The sequence below is a fragment of the Serratia proteamaculans genome (genome assembly GCF_949794035.1).
Lineage (GTDB): Bacteria > Pseudomonadota > Gammaproteobacteria > Enterobacterales > Enterobacteriaceae > Serratia > Serratia proteamaculans.
In genome coordinates this window covers 1,122,856-1,142,777 of record NZ_OX461105.1, presented here as the reverse complement: position 1 = coordinate 1,142,777, position 19,922 = coordinate 1,122,856, and the positions used below count along the sequence as shown (strand labels likewise).

At 54.4% G+C, this 19,922-nt stretch carries 17 protein-coding genes; 6 read left to right on the top strand and 11 right to left on the bottom strand.

Translation table 11 applies throughout. The features are described from left to right. Positions 1-51 precede the first annotated feature (51 nt). Positions 52-513, bottom strand: coding sequence for an Lrp/AsnC family transcriptional regulator (locus QOT07_RS05290; RefSeq protein WP_085115469.1), 462 nt, complete (start codon positions 511-513; stop codon positions 52-54). A 122-nt stretch (positions 514-635) separates the two neighbouring features. Here QOT07_RS05290 and QOT07_RS05285 point away from each other — a divergent pair, with 122 nt between their 5' ends. After that, positions 636-1,676 carry a PLP-dependent cysteine synthase family protein gene (locus QOT07_RS05285; RefSeq protein WP_085115535.1) on the top strand — a complete coding sequence of 347 codons (1,041 nt, stop codon included), beginning with the start codon at positions 636-638 and terminating at the stop codon, positions 1,674-1,676. 60 nt (positions 1,677-1,736) lie between these two features. On the opposite strand, the gene cof is transcribed toward QOT07_RS05285, so the two are convergent. Then, positions 1,737-2,561: an HMP-PP phosphatase gene (gene cof / locus QOT07_RS05280; protein WP_283602675.1), complete on the bottom strand. Its 825-nt coding sequence runs from the start codon at positions 2,559-2,561 to the stop codon at positions 1,737-1,739. Between the two features lie 104 nt (positions 2,562-2,665). Here cof and QOT07_RS05275 point away from each other — a divergent pair, with 104 nt between their 5' ends. After that, on the top strand, positions 2,666-4,393 hold the full coding sequence (locus tag QOT07_RS05275) for an SgrR family transcriptional regulator (RefSeq protein ID WP_219015548.1): 1,728 nt from the start codon (positions 2,666-2,668) through the stop codon (positions 4,391-4,393). A gap of 118 nt (positions 4,394-4,511) precedes the next feature. After that, complete coding sequence (gene queC, locus QOT07_RS05270; RefSeq protein WP_099062278.1) at positions 4,512-5,210, top strand: 7-cyano-7-deazaguanine synthase QueC; 699 nt, start codon at positions 4,512-4,514, stop codon at positions 5,208-5,210. 158 nt (positions 5,211-5,368) lie between these two features. On the opposite strand, the gene QOT07_RS05265 is transcribed toward queC, so the two are convergent. From QOT07_RS05265 to bolA, 9 genes are all read right to left on the bottom strand, one after another. Continuing rightward, a complete protein-coding gene (locus tag QOT07_RS05265) occupies positions 5,369-5,782 on the bottom strand; it encodes an acyl-CoA thioesterase (protein ID WP_085115465.1) in 414 nt (137 codons plus the stop codon). A gap of 155 nt (positions 5,783-5,937) precedes the next feature. Continuing rightward, positions 5,938-6,321: a ComEA family DNA-binding protein gene (locus tag QOT07_RS05260; RefSeq protein ID WP_207976248.1), complete on the bottom strand. Its 384-nt coding sequence runs from the start codon at positions 6,319-6,321 to the stop codon at positions 5,938-5,940. 139 nt (positions 6,322-6,460) lie between these two features. Then, a complete protein-coding gene (gene ppiD / locus QOT07_RS05255; RefSeq protein ID WP_099062281.1) occupies positions 6,461-8,347 on the bottom strand; it encodes a peptidylprolyl isomerase in 1,887 nt (628 codons plus the stop codon). Between the two features lie 182 nt (positions 8,348-8,529). Next, entirely contained in the window at positions 8,530-8,802 is a 273-nt protein-coding gene (gene hupB, locus QOT07_RS05250; protein WP_085115462.1) for a nucleoid-associated protein HU-beta, read from the bottom strand. Between the two features lie 215 nt (positions 8,803-9,017). After that, positions 9,018-11,372, bottom strand: a complete 2,355-nt coding sequence (gene lon, locus QOT07_RS05245; protein ID WP_112347696.1) for an endopeptidase La — start codon at positions 11,370-11,372, stop codon at positions 9,018-9,020. A 194-nt stretch (positions 11,373-11,566) separates the two neighbouring features. Continuing rightward, on the bottom strand, positions 11,567-12,838 hold the full coding sequence (gene clpX, locus QOT07_RS05240) for an ATP-dependent protease ATP-binding subunit ClpX (RefSeq protein WP_085115460.1): 1,272 nt from the start codon (positions 12,836-12,838) through the stop codon (positions 11,567-11,569). Positions 12,839-13,000: 162 nt separating this feature from the next. Further along, positions 13,001-13,624, bottom strand: a complete 624-nt coding sequence (gene clpP, locus QOT07_RS05235; protein ID WP_012005535.1) for an ATP-dependent Clp endopeptidase proteolytic subunit ClpP — start codon at positions 13,622-13,624, stop codon at positions 13,001-13,003. A 440-nt stretch (positions 13,625-14,064) separates the two neighbouring features. After that, on the bottom strand, positions 14,065-15,369 hold the full coding sequence (tig, locus tag QOT07_RS05230) for a trigger factor (protein ID WP_099062283.1): 1,305 nt from the start codon (positions 15,367-15,369) through the stop codon (positions 14,065-14,067). A gap of 366 nt (positions 15,370-15,735) precedes the next feature. Then, on the bottom strand, positions 15,736-16,050 hold the full coding sequence (gene bolA / locus QOT07_RS05225; RefSeq protein WP_012005533.1) for a transcriptional regulator BolA: 315 nt from the start codon (positions 16,048-16,050) through the stop codon (positions 15,736-15,738). A 365-nt stretch (positions 16,051-16,415) separates the two neighbouring features. On the opposite strand from bolA, the gene QOT07_RS05220 reads away from it, so the two are divergent. From QOT07_RS05220 to cyoA, 3 genes are all read left to right on the top strand, one after another. Then, positions 16,416-16,994 (top strand): lipoprotein, encoded by a 579-nt coding sequence (locus QOT07_RS05220; protein WP_099062285.1) that lies wholly within the window; start codon positions 16,416-16,418, stop codon positions 16,992-16,994. 53 nt (positions 16,995-17,047) lie between these two features. Continuing rightward, positions 17,048-18,526 carry a muropeptide MFS transporter AmpG gene (gene ampG, locus QOT07_RS05215; RefSeq protein WP_283602674.1) on the top strand — a complete coding sequence of 493 codons (1,479 nt, stop codon included), beginning with the start codon at positions 17,048-17,050 and terminating at the stop codon, positions 18,524-18,526. A gap of 443 nt (positions 18,527-18,969) precedes the next feature. Further along, a complete protein-coding gene (gene cyoA / locus QOT07_RS05210; protein ID WP_037424327.1) occupies positions 18,970-19,920 on the top strand; it encodes a cytochrome o ubiquinol oxidase subunit II in 951 nt (316 codons plus the stop codon). Positions 19,921-19,922 lie beyond the last annotated feature (2 nt).

Sequence of the window (19,922 nt, the reverse complement as noted above, 5' to 3'; positions counted from 1 at the left end):
TGCCTCAGCAGAGTAGGATACCACCGTTACTTTGCCAATTTGGTGAACTTTTCACTCAGGGATCGGCAGTGCAGTGGTGTATTTGATTTTTTCCATTGCGAAGCTGGAAGTGACGTCGATCAGCCCCGGTACGCCGTTCACCAGACGCTTGTAAAAGCTGTCGTAGCTCTTCATATCCGCCACTTCCACCTGCATCAGGTAGTCGTATTCTCCGGCCATGCGATAGAACGCCAGAACCTCCGGCATCTGCTTGGTCAGTTGCACAAACTGTTGATACCACTCGCTGCTGTGCTGCTGGGTTTTGATCAGCACAAATGCCGTCAGGCCCAGGCCGAGCTTTTCGTTATCCAGCAGCGCGACTCGCCCCCGGATATAACCGTCTTCTTCCAGTCGCTTGAGCCTTTTCCAACAGGGTGTCGACGTCAGATTGACCGCGTCGGCCAGCACCTGCAGCGGCTGCGTACAGTCCTGTTGCAGCATGCACAGTAATTTACGGTCTGTTTTATCTAGCATATCGTCAACCAGGAGAATAATTTTCTCTCATTAGGCGATTAAACAGGGAAAATGGCAATCCTTTTTTCCCCACAGCAGGCTATATTATGCATCAAACAAGCCCCCTATTCTGAGGCCAGATGATGACAAATTCTTGGGTAAAATATGCTATCGGCGAAATAGAAGCGGATTTTCAACGCTCCGCCGATACCCACCTGATCCGCCTGAACCTGCCGGAATTTCCCGGTATCTGCCTGTACCTGAAAGACGAAAGCACTCACCCGACCGGCAGCCTGAAGCACCGCTTGGCGCGTTCACTGTTCCTGTACGGCCTGTGTAACGGCTGGATCACCGAAAACACCACGATTATCGAGGCCTCCTCCGGCAGTACGGCGGTGTCCGAAGCCTACTTCGCCCGGCTGATTGGCCTGCCGTTTATTGCCGTAATGCCTTCCTGCACCGCACGCCGCAAGGTTGAGCAGATCGCGTTCTACGGCGGTCGTTGCCACTTCGTCGACCATGCGGCGCAGATTTACGCCGTCTCCGAACAGTTGGCGCAAGAGCTGAACGGCCACTATATGGATCAGTTCACCTACGCCGAGCGGGCAACCGACTGGCGCGGCAATAACAATATCGCCGACAGCATCTTCCGGCAGATGGCGCGTGAACCCTTCCCGGTGCCAAAACATATCGTGATGAGCGCCGGCACTGGCGGCACCTCCGCGACTCTGGGGCGCTATATCCGCTATCAGGGGCACGACACCCGCCTGACGGTGGTCGATCCAGAAAACTCGGTGTTCTATGATTGCTTCCACCAGCGCGACCGTACCCTCATCGGTAGTTGCGGCAGCCGTATCGAGGGCATTGGCCGCCCACGCGCCGAGCCCTCGTTTATCCCGTCGGTGGTCGACAGTATGATCCGCGTGCCTGATGCCGCCAGCGTCGCCACCATCCATTGGCTGGAGACAGTTCTCGGGCGCAAGGTGGGGGCCTCTACCGGCACCAACGTATGGGGCGCGCTGCAGTTGGCGAAGCAAATGCGGGAAAACGGCGAGCAGGGTTCCATCGTCACTCTGCTGTGCGACAGCGGTGAGCGCTACCTGGACACCTATTACAACCCAGAATGGGTCAGCAACAATATCGGTGATCTGACGCCGTATCTGGCGCAGCTGGCGGATTTGTAATCGGCAGGTTCAGACGAAAAAAAGCCGGGTAAGTCTTACCCGGCGGCTGCCAATAAAGCCTCATAATTCGGGGGAATAGGTGAGGTAAGGTGAACGCAGCCAATGTTGCAAATAGTGAGCCACCGCCTGCTGTTCGCAGTGACCGATAACCTGTAGCTGTGGCAACAGCGACTTCAACTGTGGCAGAGCATTGCCCATCACCACCCCGTGCCCTACCGCCGCCAGCATTTCCTTGTCGTTCATCGCATCACCAAACGCCATACAATCCGCCATCTCCAGCCCCAGATGGCGGCTCAGCATATTCAGCGCCGACCCCTTGTTGCAGCCCAGTGGCAATACTTCCAGGCATTCATAGGCCGAGAAACAAAGATCGACACGCGCAGTAAAGTGCTGGCGCAGCTGCACCTGAAGTTTCAGCAATTCCTCGTGCGGACCAACAAAACAAACCTTGCTGTTGCCGAACGCCGGTAAACGCCGCAGTTCGGTAAGCTGGTAATGGAAGCCGCTCAGATGGTGGGCCAGCAACATTTCCTCCGGCAGCGCAAACCCGGTCATCCAGCCTTCATCACGGAAGACGTGCATGCTGGCGTCGGTTTGCCAGTGGGTATGCAGCACCTCTTCGGCAATATCGGCCGGCAAGTCGGTGGCGTGCAGTTGCTGCCCCTGATTATCATAGACCCGCGTACCGTTACCGGTAATCAGGTAGCCCTGCAGGCCTAACTGCGCCATGATCGGCTGCGCATCAAGGTAGTGCCGCCCAGTGGCGAAAGTGACGATCATCTCCCGCTCGAGGAGTTGCTTTAGCACCGCCAGAGTTTCCGGCCCGACCCGGTGATCCGGTGTCAACAACGTGCCGTCCATATCAAAAGCCGCCAGGCGATACATAAAGACCTCGTGAATGTGAACGCGATTACAGTCCCTGCAGTATGGGATGGTATTTGCGGAAGTAATAGTGAACAATTCTGGAAAACTGTTCCGGATTTACTGACATGCGCCTGACCCACCGCCTCAGCCAGTATCAACGCCTGTACCTGCAACTCGGTAGCGCACCGGTCGCCATCACCATTGGTGAGCTGGCAGCGATGTTCTATTGCAGCGAGCGCCACGCCCGCACTCTGGTACAACAACTGCAAGATCAGGGTTGGCTGAGCTGGCAGTCACAGCCCGGGCGCGGTAAACGTGCGCGTTTGCACTGTCTGAAAACGCCGGACGAGCTGCGGGCTGCCCATCTTCAGAGGCTACTGCAGGAGGGCGATCATCAGGGTGCGCTGGAAATGGCGCAGTTGGATCCGCAACATTTACAGGAACTGCTTAGCCCACATCTTGGTGGTCAATGGCAAGCCGGCAGCCCAACGCTGCGTATCCCCTACTACCGCACGCTCGAATCGCTGGATCCGCTGACCCTTACCGGCCGCGCCGAACAGCATTTGGTTGCCACCCTGCATGCCGGGTTAACGCGGTTTATTACCGGTAATCCCGAGCCACAATCAGATCTGGCCCACCATTGGCAAATCAGCGATGACGGCCTGCGCTGGCAGTTCTTTCTGCGCAGCCAACTACGCTGGCACAACGGTGAACCACTGACCGGCCAGCAACTGCTGCAAACTCTGGAAAAACTGCAGCAGCATCCTCGCAGTCAACCCAGCCTGGCAAACGTTGCCAGCCTCAGTCTGCCCCATCCGCTGTGCCTGCAGTTTGATTTGCAGCATCCGGACTACTGGCTGGCGCACCGGCTGGCGGAGTTGCCTTGCCTGCTGACCCACCCGGATGCTTCAGGCATGGGTGCCGGCCCGTTTAAATTGACGCTGAACCAACCGCACCTGGTCCGGCTGGAACAACACCCGTTTTACCATTTGCAGCATCCCTATCTGGAGAGCATTGAGTATTGGATCACTCCCGAACTGAATGTTGGCGATGCTTATACCAGTTGCCAGCATCCGGTACGCATTACCCTTGGTCAGCAGGAAGAGATGGCGTTGGCCCGCCCGGTACAGCGCAGCATGAGCCTGGGCTGGTGCTATCTGGCGGTGAATTTGAAGCACGGCGTACTCAGTGAAGCGCAGGGGAAAAAACTGCTGATGCTGATCCAGCGATCCGGTCTGCTGGCCAATCTGCCGGTGCCCAACAGCGTCATCACCCCCAGCCACGAAATGCTGCCCGGCTGGGCAATCCCACAGCATCAGGCCGACGAGGATATTGCCCTGCCCGCCAAATTGACGCTGTTGTATCGGCCACCGGTGGAGCTGGAAACGGTCACAGTGGCCTTGCAGCAACTGTTGGCGCAACATGGCTGCGAGCTGGAGCTACGCTACTACGCGGGCAAACGTTGGCAGAGTACCGAACAAATAGAACAGGCCGATCTGCTACTGGCGGATAACCTGATCGGGGAATCACCGGAAGCGACGCTGGAAAGCTGGCTGCGGCAGGATACGCTGTGGCGGGGTATCCTGCCCGACGCTCGCTGGCAGCATCAGCAACAAACGCTGCAACAGATCCAGCAGCTCCCGGCACAGCCGCCGCGATATCAGCAATTGAAAGACTATTATCAGCAACTGATGGCGGCAGCGATCATCACTCCGCTGTTTCACTATCAGTATCAAATCAGCGCGCCGCCGCGCATTCATGGCGTTACCCTGACCGCCCACGGTTGGTTCGATTTCTGTCAGGCCTGGCTACCACCGCCGGTGGACACCATGGGATCCCCTGCGACAAACTAAGTCTGGCTGGCTCTGCGGTAACCAGACATTTCTGCTACCATTGTTGCCGCAACGCATTTTTATCCTACCGCCCGAATGTGTATCGGGTAGGGTCTCAGCAATAATTTGAGGTTATTTTATGAAGCGCGCGGTTGTCGTTTTCAGCGGTGGACAAGATTCCACGACCTGCTTGATTCAGGCATTGAAACAGTATGATGAAGTTCACTGCGTCACCTTTGACTACGGCCAGCGCCATCGTGCCGAGATTGAGGTGGCTCAGGAACTGTCGGTGGCCCTGGGAGCCAAGGCGCATAAGCTGCTGGACGTAGGCCTGCTCAATGAGCTGGCGATCAGCAGCCTGACCCGTGATAACATTCCGGTTCCCGCCTACGACAGCACGCAGAGCAATGGGTTACCGAGCACCTTTGTGCCAGGTCGCAACATTTTGTTCCTGACGCTGGCAGCGATTTATGCCTATCAGGTCGAAGCTGAAGCGGTGATCACCGGCGTCTGTGAGACTGACTTCTCCGGCTACCCTGACTGCCGTGACGAGTTTGTCAAAGCGCTGAACCAGGCAATAGTGCTGGGCATCGCCCGCGATATCCGCTTTGAAACGCCACTGATGTGGCTGAACAAGGCAGAAACCTGGGCACTGGCGGATTACTACCATCAGTTGGATCTGGTGCAACAGGACACCCTGACCTGCTACAACGGTATTAAGGGTGACGGCTGCGGTGAATGTGCGGCCTGCCATCTGCGCGCCAACGGGCTGAAGCAATACCAAATCAACAAGGCCGAAGTGATGGCGAGCCTGAAGCAAAAGACCGGTCTGGTCTGATTGATCCCCCTAAATAATTCAAGTTGCATCGAGGCGGCAAGTAAACGCATCCCGATGAGTTTACTCAAGTAAATGATTCGGGTAAGTGAGTGCGGCCAACAAGGATGCGGCTTGAAGTATGACGGGGTTAACGGCGGCACGGGCTGCCGCTCGTTGCTTTACTGATCTTCTGGCGGCGTGAGCACCTGCAGGTGTTCGCGCAGTTGTCCCTCAATCGGCAAGGCCCGTTGGGTTTTCAGATCGACACAAACGAAGGTCAGCAGCGCATCCGCCACCTGAGCCCCCGTGGCATCCTGCAATACCTTCTGGCTCAACACGCCACTTTTGCCGTTTAGCTGCACCATCTGGCTGTCAATACGTAGCTTGTCGCCCAATACTGCCGGGGTGCGATAGTTAATGTTGATGTTCACCACGATGAAAGCGATGTTATTTTCCGTCATCCAGCGGAAGCCTTCCTGATTCTCCAGCCAATCCCAACGCGCCTCTTCCAGAAACTCCAGATAGCGGGCGTTATTCACGTGCTGATAAACATCAAGATGATAACCACGAACTTTGATAAAAGTCTGGTGCATAGGAAACGGCCACTCCTGCCTGGTGATTACAGAAAGAAGGAGCCGCAAGCGACTCCTTCACCCATTTGGTCAAGATGCCAAACTGGTAAGACCTGTAAAATGTAGCAGAGGAAAAAGGGCTGCATTATCACTTTGCCACGCAGCCGTGATCGAAATCACATTTTGAGCCGCGTGCGATTCCTTTCAAACAGTGCAGGCCCAATGCCCGGTACTTCCTGAAGTTGCTCAATCTGCGTAAAGGGGCCGTTCTGCTCACGGTAGCGCACAATGCTCTCCGCTTTCTTCAACCCTACCCCTTTGAGCATGCTGGCCAGTTGTTCGGCATCGGCCTGATTGATACTGACCGACGCCTCATCATTGGCAGCCGCTCCGGCCTCTGCACCTTGTCCTGCATTACCCGCCGGCACGGACAGCACCGGTTGCCCAGCCCCCACTTTCTCTTCCGCGGCCACCGATAGCCCGGCCAGGGAGAGCAGTGCTACGGTCAGCAACGCTTTGAAGCTGAAAGCCTTTACCGCTTTTATTTCTGTAAGTTGCATGCTGTGTCCTCCTTGTGTTTAACAGCAAGCTCACCTTGCCGCAGTGGGCAAACTTCAGCAATTGGCGGATTTCAGATATGGAAAAGGCCGCGAAAGCGGCCTTTGAGGATTACATTGCGTTGCAGAAAACTGCGGCGCTTTACTGAGGTTGCTGCTGCTCAGCGGCGCCCATGGTGATCTTGGCTTCTTTGCGCAGGCTGGCCAACAAAGAGTCAAAGGACACACCGGTCGAACCTTCTTCCATTTTGCTGACGAAGGTTTTCATTTCTTCTGCCGGCAAGGTGCCAGGGTTGACTGCATCCAGCGCAATCAGCACCACGTTGTCCTGACGATCCTGCGACATGCCATAAACCGGCTTGCCTTCCTGCGGATGCGGCAACGCGAACACGCTCTGCACCAACTGGCTGTCTTCCGGTGCACGAGCCATCTTCTGCACGCTGCCAAAGCTCAGGCCGGCCGCTTTCATCGCCTCGTCGCCCTTACCCTGTTTCAGCTCAACCAGCAGTTTCTCGCCCTGCAGTTTCGCTTCCTGTTCCGCTTTGTTGCGTTTGACCAGCTCCGCCACGCGATCTTTCACCTGGTCGAAGGGTTCAATGCCTTCCGGCTTGTGGCCAGACACGCGGATCACGAAGGCACGGTCGCCATCAACGGTGATCACGTCGGAGTTGCTGCCCGGAGAACCGCCCTCGCCAATCAGTGTGCCGTCGAAAATCGACTGAATGACCGGTTTGAAGTTCAGCGCTGCCGGAATATTGTCGCGGGTAAACCAGTCGGTATGTGCCGCTTTCACACCAGCCGCTTCTTCGGCTGATGCCAGAGACTCGTTATCGCTGGTAGCCGCTTCACTGACCTTCTGCTGCAGCGCGTAATAAGCGTCTACGGCTTTCTCCTGCTTAACCTGCTTGGCGATGGCGTCACGCACTTCGCTCAACGGCTTCACTTTCTCCGGCTGAATGTCGTTCAGACGGATCACCAGATACCCTACTGAGGACTTCACGACGCCGGAAAGCTGGCCTTTTTCGGTCAGGTTAGCCTGCTTCAGTTCGTCTGCCGTGGTGTCCGGCTCCAGCCAGCCCAGCTCACCGCCAGTACGGCGTGAGATGATGTCGGTGGATTTGTCTTTCGCCAGCGTGGCGAAATCACCGCCTTTTTTCAGTTCGTCCAGTACCGCATTGGCTTCCGCCTCGGTTTTCAGCTGGATCACGCTGTAGTTCTTGCGCTCAGGCTGGCCGTAGCTGCTTTTGTGCTGGTCGTAGTAGGCGCTGATATCCGCATCGGCTACCGTTACCTTGTCCTGCATGGAAGCGGCATCCATTGGGATGTAGCTTACTTTGACCTGTTCTGGCGCAATGAAGCTGTTCTTGTTCTGGCTGTAGTAGTCTTTCAGCTCGTCGTCGGTCACGGTCTGCTTGGCCTGCAACGCTTTCAGATCCAGCGTCGCCAGACGCACATCGCGCTGTTGCAGCACCAGTGCCGTCATGTCCTGAGCTTCGGCAGGCAGAATGAAGCCTGAATCGCCAAAGGCCTGGATCACCTGCTGGTTAACCAGTTGCTGACGCATGGACTGCGCAAAGTTATCGGCGGTGTAACCCATGCGGCTAATCAGATCGAGATATTTGGCGTTATCGAACTGGCCGTCAGTCTGGAAGTAAGGCGCCTTGCGGATAGCGTCTTTTACCTGATCGTCGCTGACGCTCAGGCCTAATTTCTTGGCATATTGGTCCAGCAGCATGTTGTCGATCAACTGTGACAATGCCTGGTGGCGCATCTGCTGCATATAGCCTTCGTTGCCCGCCAGTGCGGAGAACTGGTCACCCAGCTGTTGCTGCATGCGGCTGCGTTCGCTTTGGAAAGCCTGTTCCAGCTGAGCGCGCTCGATCACCTGACCATTTACTTTCGCTGCATAATCGCCGGAACCGCCGATCAGGTAGTTACCCACCCCGGTCAAAATAAATGACAAGATGATCAGGGCCAGGATGATTTTGAGCACGACGTTATTAGCTGCCGCGCGTAAATTGTCCATCATAGTGTGACAACACTCCGCTGTGATGTGGATTAAAAACACCCTTGCGCAGGCGCGTTCCCTGCGACAAAAATAAAAAAAGCGCATCAATCTGATGCGCCTTATATCTTACCTTACCAGCACCGTTGCGTCAGGTGATTGTTTATTACAAAGCCCTGTAACGCTAAACGGTTAGACGCAAACAATCAGTTTACTGCGTCTTTCAGCGCTTTCCCTGCACGGAAGGCCGGAACTTTGGCTGCCGCGATGGCGATCTCTTTACCGGTTTGCGGATTACGGCCAGTACGGGCCGAACGCTCACGCACGGTGAAGGAACCGAAACCTACCAGGGCCACATCATCCCCTTCCTTCAAGGATTCAGTAACAGATGCAATCACTGCATCTAAAGCACGCCCAGCTGCCGCTTTGGAAATATCAGCACCTGCGGCAATTTTGTCGATCAGTTGTGACTTATTCACTCTATCATCCCCTCTAGAATTCAATCGTCGCACCGAAAAATCCCTACGGCGCGACAGCGCAGCTGTTATATCAATCCCATCGTGCCTTGGCAAGCCACCGAAAGCGTGACAAAACGCAGGCCGACAGCTGTCTAACTTAGCGGTACAAAAAAAGACTGGCAAGTCCGAAATGACTTGCCAGCATAAGTTTTATCAATGGTTTTTGCGATACGTCACTATTTTGCCGCTACCGGCAGTGCACCGAAGGCCGGATTCAGCAACGCAAGGTCCAAAACTTCATCAATTCGTTGCACCGGATGAATATCCAGATCGGCGATAACATTCGCCGGGATCTCTTCCAGATCGCGCTTGTTCTCATACGGGATCAGCACGGTTTTGATACCGCCGCGATGGGCCGCCAGCAATTTCTCTTTCAGGCCACCAATCGGCAGTACCTGACCACGCAGCGTGATCTCGCCGGTCATCGCCACATCGGCGCGAACCGGGTTGCCCGTCAGGCAGGAAACCAGCGCGGTACACATCGCAATACCGGCGCTCGGGCCATCCTTCGGTGTAGCGCCTTCCGGCACGTGCACGTGGATGTCACGCTTCTCGTAAAAATCAGGGTTAATCCCCAATTTATCCGCGCGCGCACGCACTACGGTCAGTGCAGCCTGAATCGACTCCTGCATCACTTCACCGAGCGAGCCGGTGTAGGTCAGCTTACCCTTGCCCGGTACGCAGGCGGTTTCGATGGTCAGCAGATCGCCACCCACTTCCGTCCACGCCAGGCCGGTAACCTCACCCACGCGGTTTTCGGTATCCGCACGGCCGTAGTCGACACGCTGTACGCCCAGGTAGTCTTTCAGGTTGTCGCCGTTGATCTCAATATGCTTGATCTTCTTGTCCATCAGCAGCGTTTTCACCGCTTTACGGCACAACTTGGAGATTTCACGCTCCAGGCTACGCACCCCAGCTTCACGGGTGTAGAAGCGGATAATGCCGGTGATGGCGCTATCGTCGACCGTCAGCTCACCTTTCTTCAGGGCGTTACGCTCGAGCTGCTTCGGCAACAGGTGCTGCTTGGCAATGTTGAGCTTCTCGTCCTCGGTGTATCCGGACAGGCGGATCACTTCCATACGGTCCAGCAGCGGCGCAGGAATGTTCATCGAGTTCGAGGTAGCCACGAACATCACGTCGGACAGATCGTAATCCACTTCCAGATAGTGATCGTTAAACGCCACGTTCTGTTCCGGATCCAGTACCTCAAGCAGTGCAGAGGCTGGGTCACCGCGCATGTCGGAAGACATCTTGTCGATCTCGTCCAGCAGGAACAGTGGGTTTTTCACCCCAACCTTGGCCATTTTCTGGATCAGCTTGCCCGGCATGGAACCGATATAGGTACGACGGTGACCGCGAATTTCCGCTTCGTCACGCACGCCACCCAACGCCATACGCACGTACTGGCGACCGGTCGCTTTGGCGATCGACTGACCCAACGAGGTTTTACCTACGCCAGGAGGCCCTACCAGACACAGGATAGGCCCTTTGATTTTGCTGACGCGGCTCTGTACTGCGAGATACTCAAGAATACGGTCTTTGACGCGCTCCAGGCCGTAGTGATCGATATCGAGCACTTCCTGCGCCTTGAGCAGGTCTTTCTTAACCTTGCTGCGCGCATTCCACGGCACCTGCAGCATCCAGTCGATGTAGCCGCGTACCACGGTGGCTTCCGCAGACATTGGCGACATCATTTTCAGCTTTTGCAGTTCCGCTTCGGTTTTTTCACGCGCGTCTTTCGGCATTTTCGCCGCTTCGATCTTGCGCTTCAGCGCTTCATGCTCGTCTGGCGCATCGTCCATCTCGCCCAGTTCTTTCTGAATCGCCTTCATCTGCTCATTCAGATAGTACTCGCGTTGACTTTTTTCCATCTGTTTTTTGACGCGGTTACGGATGCGTTTTTCAACCTGCAGCAGGTCGATTTCCGATTCCATCATCGCCATCAGGTATTCAAGACGTTCAGTGATATCGAACATCTCCAGTACCGACTGCTTGTCGCTGAGTTTCAGCGGCATGTGCGCAGCGATGGTATCCGCCAGGCGTGCAGCATCGTCGATGCTGTTCAATGACGTCAGCACCTCCGGTGGAATTTTCTTGTTCAGTTTGATGTAGCCTTCAAACTGATTGATTGCAGTGCGCACCAGCACTTCTTGTTCACGCTCATCAATCGCAGGTGACTCAAGATATTCGGCCTGGGCAGCAAAATGCTCTCCGCTGTCGGAAAGCGTAGTAATACGCGCCCGCTGCAGACCTTCGACCAGCACTTTTACCGTGCCATCAGGCAATTTCAGCATTTGCAGGATCGACGCTACGGTGCCGACAGAGAACAAATCATTAATACCAGGTTCATCCGTTGAGGCCTCTTTCTGTGCCACCAGCATGATCTTCTTATCATGATCCATTGCTGCTTCGAGGCACCGAATTGATTTTTCCCGGCCAACAAATAACGGGATCACCATGTGCGGATAAACCACCACGTCGCGCAACGGCAAGACGGGGATTTCTATGCGTTCGGAACGCTCAGGGTTCATAGAGCTCTCTCTTAAGTTTAACTTCCGCCAGGTTGAGGGGGAATCTCATGAGACGCAAGCATCAAACGTTTCATAAAATCTGGTTAATGAGTATATGGGGATGAATCTCTTACATTCAACGGCAGAATGCAGGAAATAAAAATGGGGGATAAAATCCCCCATTTTGACATTAACTTTCTGGTTTGACTGGCGAATTATTCGCCTGAAGCCTGTGCTTCCGGTTTACCGTAAATCAGCAAGGGTTTGGACTGGCCGGCGATGACCGACTCGTCGATCACCACTTTGTCGACGCTGTCCATTGATGGCAGGTCGTACATGGTGTCCAGCAGCGCGGCTTCCACGATGGAACGCAGACCGCGAGCACCGGTTTTACGCTTCATGGCCTTCTTGGCGATGGCGTTCAGTGCTTCTTCACGGAATTCCAGTTCCACACCTTCCAGATTGAACAATGCCTGATACTGCTTGGTCAGGGCATTTTTCGGCTCTTTCAGGATCTGGATCAGCGCATCTTCGCTCAGCTCACTCAGCGTAGCCACCACCGGCAGACGACCGATGAACTCAGGGATCAGACCAAACTTGATCAGATCTTCCGGCTCAGCCTGCAGCAGCAGTTCGCCTTCGGTCGCTTTCTCAGCCTCACCCTTCACGGTGGCGCCAAAACCAATACCGGAACCGGTATTCACGCGCTGACCGATCACCTTATCCAGGCCGGCAAAGGCGCCGCCACAGATAAACAGGATTTTCGAGGTATCAACCTGCAGGAATTCCTGCTGCGGATGCTTACGGCCGCCCTGCGGCGGAACGGCGGCAATGGTGCCTTCGATCAGCTTCAACAGCGCCTGCTGCACGCCTTCACCCGAAACGTCACGGGTAATCGACGGGTTGTCTGACTTACGAGAAATCTTATCGATTTCATCGATGTAGACGATGCCGCGCTGAGCTTTCTGCACGTCGTAGTCACACTTCTGCAGCAGCTTCTGGATAATGTTTTCCACGTCCTCACCCACATAACCGGCTTCGGTCAGCGTGGTGGCATCGGCCATGGTGAAAGGCACATCCAGGAAGCGTGCCAGCGTTTCCGCCAGCAGGGTTTTACCGCTACCGGTAGGACCAATCAGCAGAATGTTGCTTTTGCCCAACTCGATACCGTTGCTGGTATCGCCGTTGCGCAGGCGTTTGTAGTGGTTATACACCGCGACTGCCAGCACTTTTTTCGCCGGTTCCTGACCGATGACGTAGTCATCCAGGTGATGGCGGATCTCGTGCGGCGTCGGCAGCGCACTGCGCTCACGATGCGGTGAAACTTCTTTAATCTCTTCGCGAATAATGTCGTTACACAGGTCAACACATTCATCGCAGATATACACTGACGGACCGGCAATCAGCTTACGCACTTCATGCTGGCTTTTGCCGCAGAAAGAGCAGTACAGCAGCTTTCCTGAACCGTCTTTGCGCTTATCTGTCATCAGTAAACCTCTTCTTTAGTCTTTGTCCCGCAGGAAAATCACGGCGGCCGTGCGCCCCGAATTCATACCGGGAATGCCGATAATGCTCACCAGAGCGAGCCACGCCCGCTCTGATTACTATAGTCTATCGGCTCGCACAATTATCTCGCCAGCCGCGTGGTGTTACTTGCGGTGCGTCAGAATACCGTCAACCAGACCATATTCTACCGCTTCTTCCGCGGTCATAAAGCGATCGCGCTCGGTATCGCGTTCGATCTGCTCCAGTGTCTGGCCGGTATGTTCTGCCATCAGCTCATTCATACGCGCCTTCACCTTCAGGATTTCGCGCGCATGGATTTCGATATCCGTCGCCTGGCCCTGATAACCGCCCAGCGGCTGGTGGATCATCACGCGTGAATTCGGCAGACAGAAGCGCTTGCCCTTGGCACCGGCAGTCAGCAGGAAGGAGCCCATCGAGCACGCCTGACCCATACAAATGGTGCTGACGTCCGGCTTGATGAACTTCATGGTGTCATAGATTGACATGCCTGCGGTGATCACGCCACCCGGGGAGTTAATGTAGAGGAAAATGTCTTTTTCCGGGCTTTCTGCTTCGAGGAACAGCATCTGCGCCACAATCAGGTTGGCCATGTGATCTTCGACCTGGCCGGTCAGGAAAATAATGCGCTCTTTCAGCAGGCGGGAATAAATGTCGTAAGAACGCTCCCCGCGTGAAGTCTGCTCTACCACCATCGGCACCAGGGCCATGTTAGGTGCAAATTGATCTCGTTCGCCACTGTATGACATTACCGTCTCCTAATAGAAATTGCCTTGGCGGCCAGGGTTACACCCTATTACACCGATTCTACTTGAGAACGGTCATGATGACTATGCTCAAGCATTCGACCCACGCCACACGTACCCGACGGTTTTTTTTCATCCCGCGCACTCTGGCAAACAGCCTAAATATATACATTTTACAGATTGGGGCCACTGTCAGAATTTCAAGCCCGGCGGCGTATTTTTAGCGGTTATCCTGCACACCTTCGCTGCGGGTGATAACCATCATGCCAGACTGTTGCAAGATCAACAGTGTAAATATAGTGCATATTGTCACGCTTAACCTGAGATTAATCAGCAACGTGGCAAAAAGAAAAGCCCGCAACCGAAGGTTACGGGCTTTTTTAACGCCGGGACCGACCAGGCGGCCCCGAGAGCGCAACGAGTTGCGCCCTGGCGTACAGACATTACGCCTGTTGAGTCTGGTTCATCAGCTCGCTGAAGGTAGTGGCTTTCTCAGTCACTTTCGCTTTTGCCAGCAGGGCTTCAACCGCTTGTTCTTCCAGAGCAACGTTGCGCATGTTGTTCATCAGCTCTTTGTTTTTGCTGTAGAACTCAACAACTTCACTTGGATCTTCGTAAGCGGAGGCCATTTCTTCGATCAGCGTTTTAACGCGATCTTCGTCAGCTTTCAGATCGTTGGTGCTGATCACTTCGCCCAGCAGCAGACCGACAACGACGCGACGCTTAGCCTGCTCTTCGAACAGTTCGCGTGGCAGTTCCAGCGCTTGCTTCTCGTTGCCGCCGAAACGCTGTGCAGCCTGACGGCGCAGAACGTCAACTTCGCCGTCGATCAGCGCAGCAGGAACGTCGATTTCGTTAGCGCTGACCAGGCCGTCGATTGCCTGAGTCTTGATGCGGTTACGCACTGCGCCTTTCAGCTCGCGCTCCATGTTTTTACGCACTTCAGCACGCAGGCCTTCGGTAGAACCATCAGCCACGCCGAAACGTTTGATGAATTCTTCAGTCAGCTCTGGCAGTTCACGCTCTTCCACTTTCTTCAGAACGATGTCGAACTTAGCCGCTTTGCCCTTCAGATTTTCAGCGTGATAATCTTCTGGGAAGTTAACGTCGATAGCGAATTCTTCACCGGCTTTATGACCGACCAGACCTTCTTCGAAGCCTGGGATCATGCGGCCCTGGCCCATGGCCAGTACGAAATCAGAGGCTTTGCCGCCTTCGAATTCTTCACCGTCGATAGAGCCTGAGAAGTCAACGGTCACGCGGTCTTCAGCCTGAGCTGCGCGGTCGGTCTCTTTCCAGGTCGCCTGCTGCTTGCGCAGGGTGTCCAGCATGGTATCAACGTCAGCGTCGTTAACTTCAACCACTGGCTTCTCAACTTCGATGCCATCCAGGCCTTTCAGCTCAACTTCCGGATACACTTCGAACTCAACGGTGAAAGTGAAATCTTCACCTTCTTTGTACTCGCCCGGCACGTAGTTTGGTGCGCCAGCCGGATTGATCTTTTCTTTGATGATCGCATCAACGAAGCTGCGTTGCATCGCATCGCCCAGTACGTCCTGACGAACGGAAGCGCCATAACGTTGCTCAACGATGTTCATCGGTACATGGCCTTTACGGAAGCCATCGATACGAACGCTTTTTGCAGCGTTGATCAGCTCTTTTTTAATAGCCTGCTTGATTGTATCAGCGGGTACAGTAATAGAGAGACGGCGCCCAAGGCCTTGAGTGGTTTCTACTGAAACTTGCATCTTGTTACCTCAAAAAAATCACAGTGCTCGGTCAACTCCGTTCCAAGAACCAGGACGGCTACATTACAGAACCGAGTTTCCTGATGACAGAAGCGTCCCGAAACCATTCCGGAAAAATAAGACGCGACATTATAGCGGCGCATGCGGAGCGAGTCGAGGAAAGCAAGGCGGCGGCGGCGCGCTAAAACTCACACTTTTGCCGATTTGATCGCCAAAAGGCCGCCGAAGCCGACCCGGCCTTGGCTGCATTGCGCATCGGCTGTGTCGTCGTCAAAAACAGAAACGGCCCGCAGGCCGTTCCAAAATTCGTCTGTAGTAATACCCCAAATCGTGGTCAAAGTTCCACTGATACCGCAAATTTAGCCGTCAGGCCAGGGTACCAGCCCCACGACAAGGGGGAGAAGCCGGCACGGTATCCTGCAACCCTTCCCACTCTTTCAGGGTATAGGTGTGCAGTGCCAGCGCATGCACGCCATCGGATAACTCTTCCGACAGAACGCCGTAAATCGAGCGATGCCGCGTCAAGAAACGTTCGCCGACGAAGCGATCGCTGACCAACACCACCTTGAAATGGCTTTCTGAGCCCGCCGGAACGTTATGACGATAGCTTTCATCAACGACTTCCAGATACGCGGGCTCAAATGCCGCCCTTAACTTTGCTTCTATTTGCTCGCGAATCATAGGATCTCCTTACTACACCGGCAGAGGACCGTCCCCATCTATTTCAATATTAGCCGCTTTCTTCCCGTTTAGACCATTCCTCAGCTAAATTTCTCTTCTTTGCGGGCAAAAAACGGCCAACATCCGCCGTCGCTTGAGGTTTTTCTGATTGAGACGGTCAAAAAAGCATGTTTTTATCAACGGCAGGTAAAAATTTGTCACTCCGGTGCGTTCTGCGCTTCCTCCGGCCGGCGGCGATGCTATGATGTCGACAATTTGTTGTTGGCTATCCCGCTCTGATTATTACAGAAAGCTTGCTCAAATCGGCCTCTCTGTCATGGGCTGTTTGCGTCGGCTTAAAATCCATCGAGAATGAGACAGTAACTATGTTAAAGAAACTTTGCCTTCCACTGTTGGCCGCACTGCTGCTGGCTGGCTGTGCTACCAGCAGCAACACCCTGAACGTCACGCCAAAGATCGTCTTGCCACAACAGGATCCGACGCTGCAAGGTGTGACCATCAGCATTAACGGTGCGGATCAGCGCCAGGACCAGGCACTGGCGAAAGTGAACCGCGACGGTCAGTTGGTGACCCTTACCCCATCCCGCGATCTGCGCTTCCTGCTGCAGGAAGTGCTGGAGAAACAAATGGGCGCGCGCGGCTATATGATCGGTGCTGACGGTGCCGTTGACCTGCAAATCGTGGTCAATAACCTGTATGCAGACGTCTCCGAAGGCAACCTGCGCTACAACATCACCACCAAGGCCGATATCTCTATCACCGCCCAGGCGAAGAACGGCAACAAGCAGGTGAAAAACTACCGCTCAACCTATAACGTGCAGGGCGCCTTCACGGCGACCAACGAGAAAATCACCAACGCGGTCAACACCGTGCTCGGCGACGTCATTGCCGATATGGCACAAGACACCAGCGTCAACGATTTTATCAAGCAAAACGCGCGTTAAGCCACGAACGCCTTGTGCCGCCCAAACCATCGGGCGGTGCAGACAGGGAACTCATGTCGAAAAACTATCTGAATATCTTCACCCAGCGTAACTCCGCCATCCTCCTGCTGCTGGGCTTTGCGTCGGGTCTGCCGTTGGCATTGACCTCCGGCACGCTGCAAGCCTGGATGACCGTCGAAAACATCGATCTGAAAACCATCGGCATCTTTTCGCTGGTCGGTCAGGCCTATGTGTTCAAATTCCTGTGGTCACCCTTCATGGATCGCTACACCCCGCCATTCCTTGGGCGGCGGCGCGGCTGGTTGCTGATCAGCCAACTGCTGCTGGTGGTGTCGATTGTGGCGATGGGCTTTATGCAACCGGCACAGCATCTGTGGTGGTTGGCAGCACTGGCGGTACTGGTGGCGTTCTGTTCTGCGTCGCAGGATATTGTTTTCGACGCCTATAAAACCGATCTGTTGAGCGCTGAAGAACGTGGCACTGGCGCTGCGGTCTCGGTTCTGGGTTACCGGCTGGCGATGCTGGTGTCCGGCGGGCTGGCACTGTGGCTGGCGGATCGCTATTTCGGCTGGCAGTCTACCTACTGGCTGATGGCCGGGCTGATGCTGATCGGTATCGTCGCCACCCTATTGGCACCGGAGCCGGACAACAGCATTCCTGCGCCGCGCACCATGGAAGAAGCAGTTGTCGCCCCGCTGCGTGATTTCTTCGCGCGTAACAACGCCTGGCTGATTTTACTGTTGATCGTGATGTACAAGATGGGCGATGCCTTTGCCGGTAGCCTGAGTACCACCTTCCTGATCCGCGGTGTCGGCTTCGATGCTGGGGAAGTCGGGCTGGTGAATAAAACCCTCGGCCTGTTCGCCACCATCATCGGTGCACTGTTTGGCGGCGTGCTGATGCAGCGCCTTAGCCTGTTCCGTGCCCTGATGCTGTTTGGCATCCTGCAGGCGGTTTCCAATCTCGGTTACTGGATACTGGCGGTCACCGATAAAAACATCATGACCATGGGCAGTGCGATCTTCCTGGAAAACCTGTGCGGCGGCATGGGTACCGCCGCCTTCGTCGCGCTGCTGATGACGCTGTGCAACCGGTCATTTTCCGCCACTCAGTTTGCCCTGCTGTCAGCGCTGTCGGCGGTCGGTCGCGTCTATGTTGGCCCCATTGCCGGCTGGTTTGTCGAAGCACACGGCTGGCCGCTGTTCTATCTATTCTCGATCGCCGCGGCCTTGCCCGGCCTGCTGTTGCTGCGCCTGTGCCGACAGACGCTGGAATACACGCAGCGCACCGATAACTTCATGCCACGCACTGAATTTCGCCAGTTTTACCGCTGGGCGCTACGTATGCTGACCCTGGGTTGTTCACTGCTGGGGCTGTGGCTGATTCTGCTGATCACCAACGCGCTCGACTGGAGTGCCTTGCCGAACCTGGCCGATCGGTTGTTGCAGTTGGGTGCCGCGCTAAGTCTGGTCGGTATTGTGATGGGCAGTTTGCTGGACTATCTGGCACTGCGCCGCACTAAACTTGCCTGATATCGTCGGCCGGTGATCACACCGGTCGGCAAAAATGCATCAGCGTGATGAGTTTATTTCGGATAAAAGAACATAAATGGCGGAGGAATTATTTTTTTATCCGACTAAGGCACTCGGAAATAAAATTAAATTCACTTTAAATACACAATTATTTTACATTAAATAAACCTTTCCTGCGTATTTAAAAACGACAGCTAAATCTGCCAAACTCAGCATACCTTTAGTTTTCCTTAACATAGAGTCTGCTCGCCACGATTCAGCGAGCCAACGCTTTGTTGCCATTAGTAAATTGTCACGCAACGTGACATCTGTGACCCCCTTAACAGAAAGTGTCAACAAGGCGCTGACACTCCCTTAAGCATGTTTACAGTACTGCAACCTTCCCGTAAAATGCCCGCACACATGAAACGACAATATAGAGCCTTTGTAATTGGGGTCGTTAGATGAGACTTAAGAAATACAATAAAAGTATTGGGATGTTGTCATTAATTGCTTCCACTGTAATGCTCAGCGGTTGCAATATGGTATTGATGAATCCCAAAGGAGCAATTGGTGTTGAGCAACGGACACTGATTATCACTGCAATCGCCTTGATGTTGATCGTGGTGGTACCAGTCATCTTTATGGCGTTCGCCTTTGCCTGGAAGTACCGTGCTTCCAACAAAGATGCCAAATACAGTCCGAACTGGTCACACTCCAACAAAATCGAAGCGGTCGTCTGGACCATTCCTATCATTATCATCGCCATCCTTGGCACCATTACCTGGAAGACTACCCACGAGCTGGATCCGTTCAAGCCGATTGTCACTGACAAGAAGCCGATGACGATCGAAGTGGTGTCGCTTGACTGGAAATGGCTGTTTATCTACCCGGAACAAGGCATCGCAACGGTTAATGAACTGGCTTTCCCGAAAGATGTTCCAGTTGAATTCAAAATCACCTCTAACTCGGTAATGAACTCGTTCTTTATTCCTCAGTTAGGTGGGCAGATTTATGCGATGGCCGGGATGCAGACCAAACTGCACCTGATCGGCAATGAAGCCGGCAAATACGACGGTATTTCCAGCAGCTTCAGCGGTCGCGGGTTCTCCGGCATGAAATTCACCGCCATTGTCACCCCAACCGAAGGCGACTTCGATCAGTGGGTTGCCAAGGTGAAAGCATCGTCGACTAACCTTAACGCCACCAGCGACTTTAACAAACTGGCAGAGCCGAGTGAAAATAACCCGGTCGAGTACTTCTCCAGTGTCAAACCTAATTTGTTCAAAGAAACTATTGGCAAATTCATGGGCGATATGAACATGCACAAGGGCGCTACCACGCACGAAGGTATGGACATGAGCCAGGGTATGGACATGGGTGAACATGCTGCTCACGCCGGAGCCGAGGAATAAAC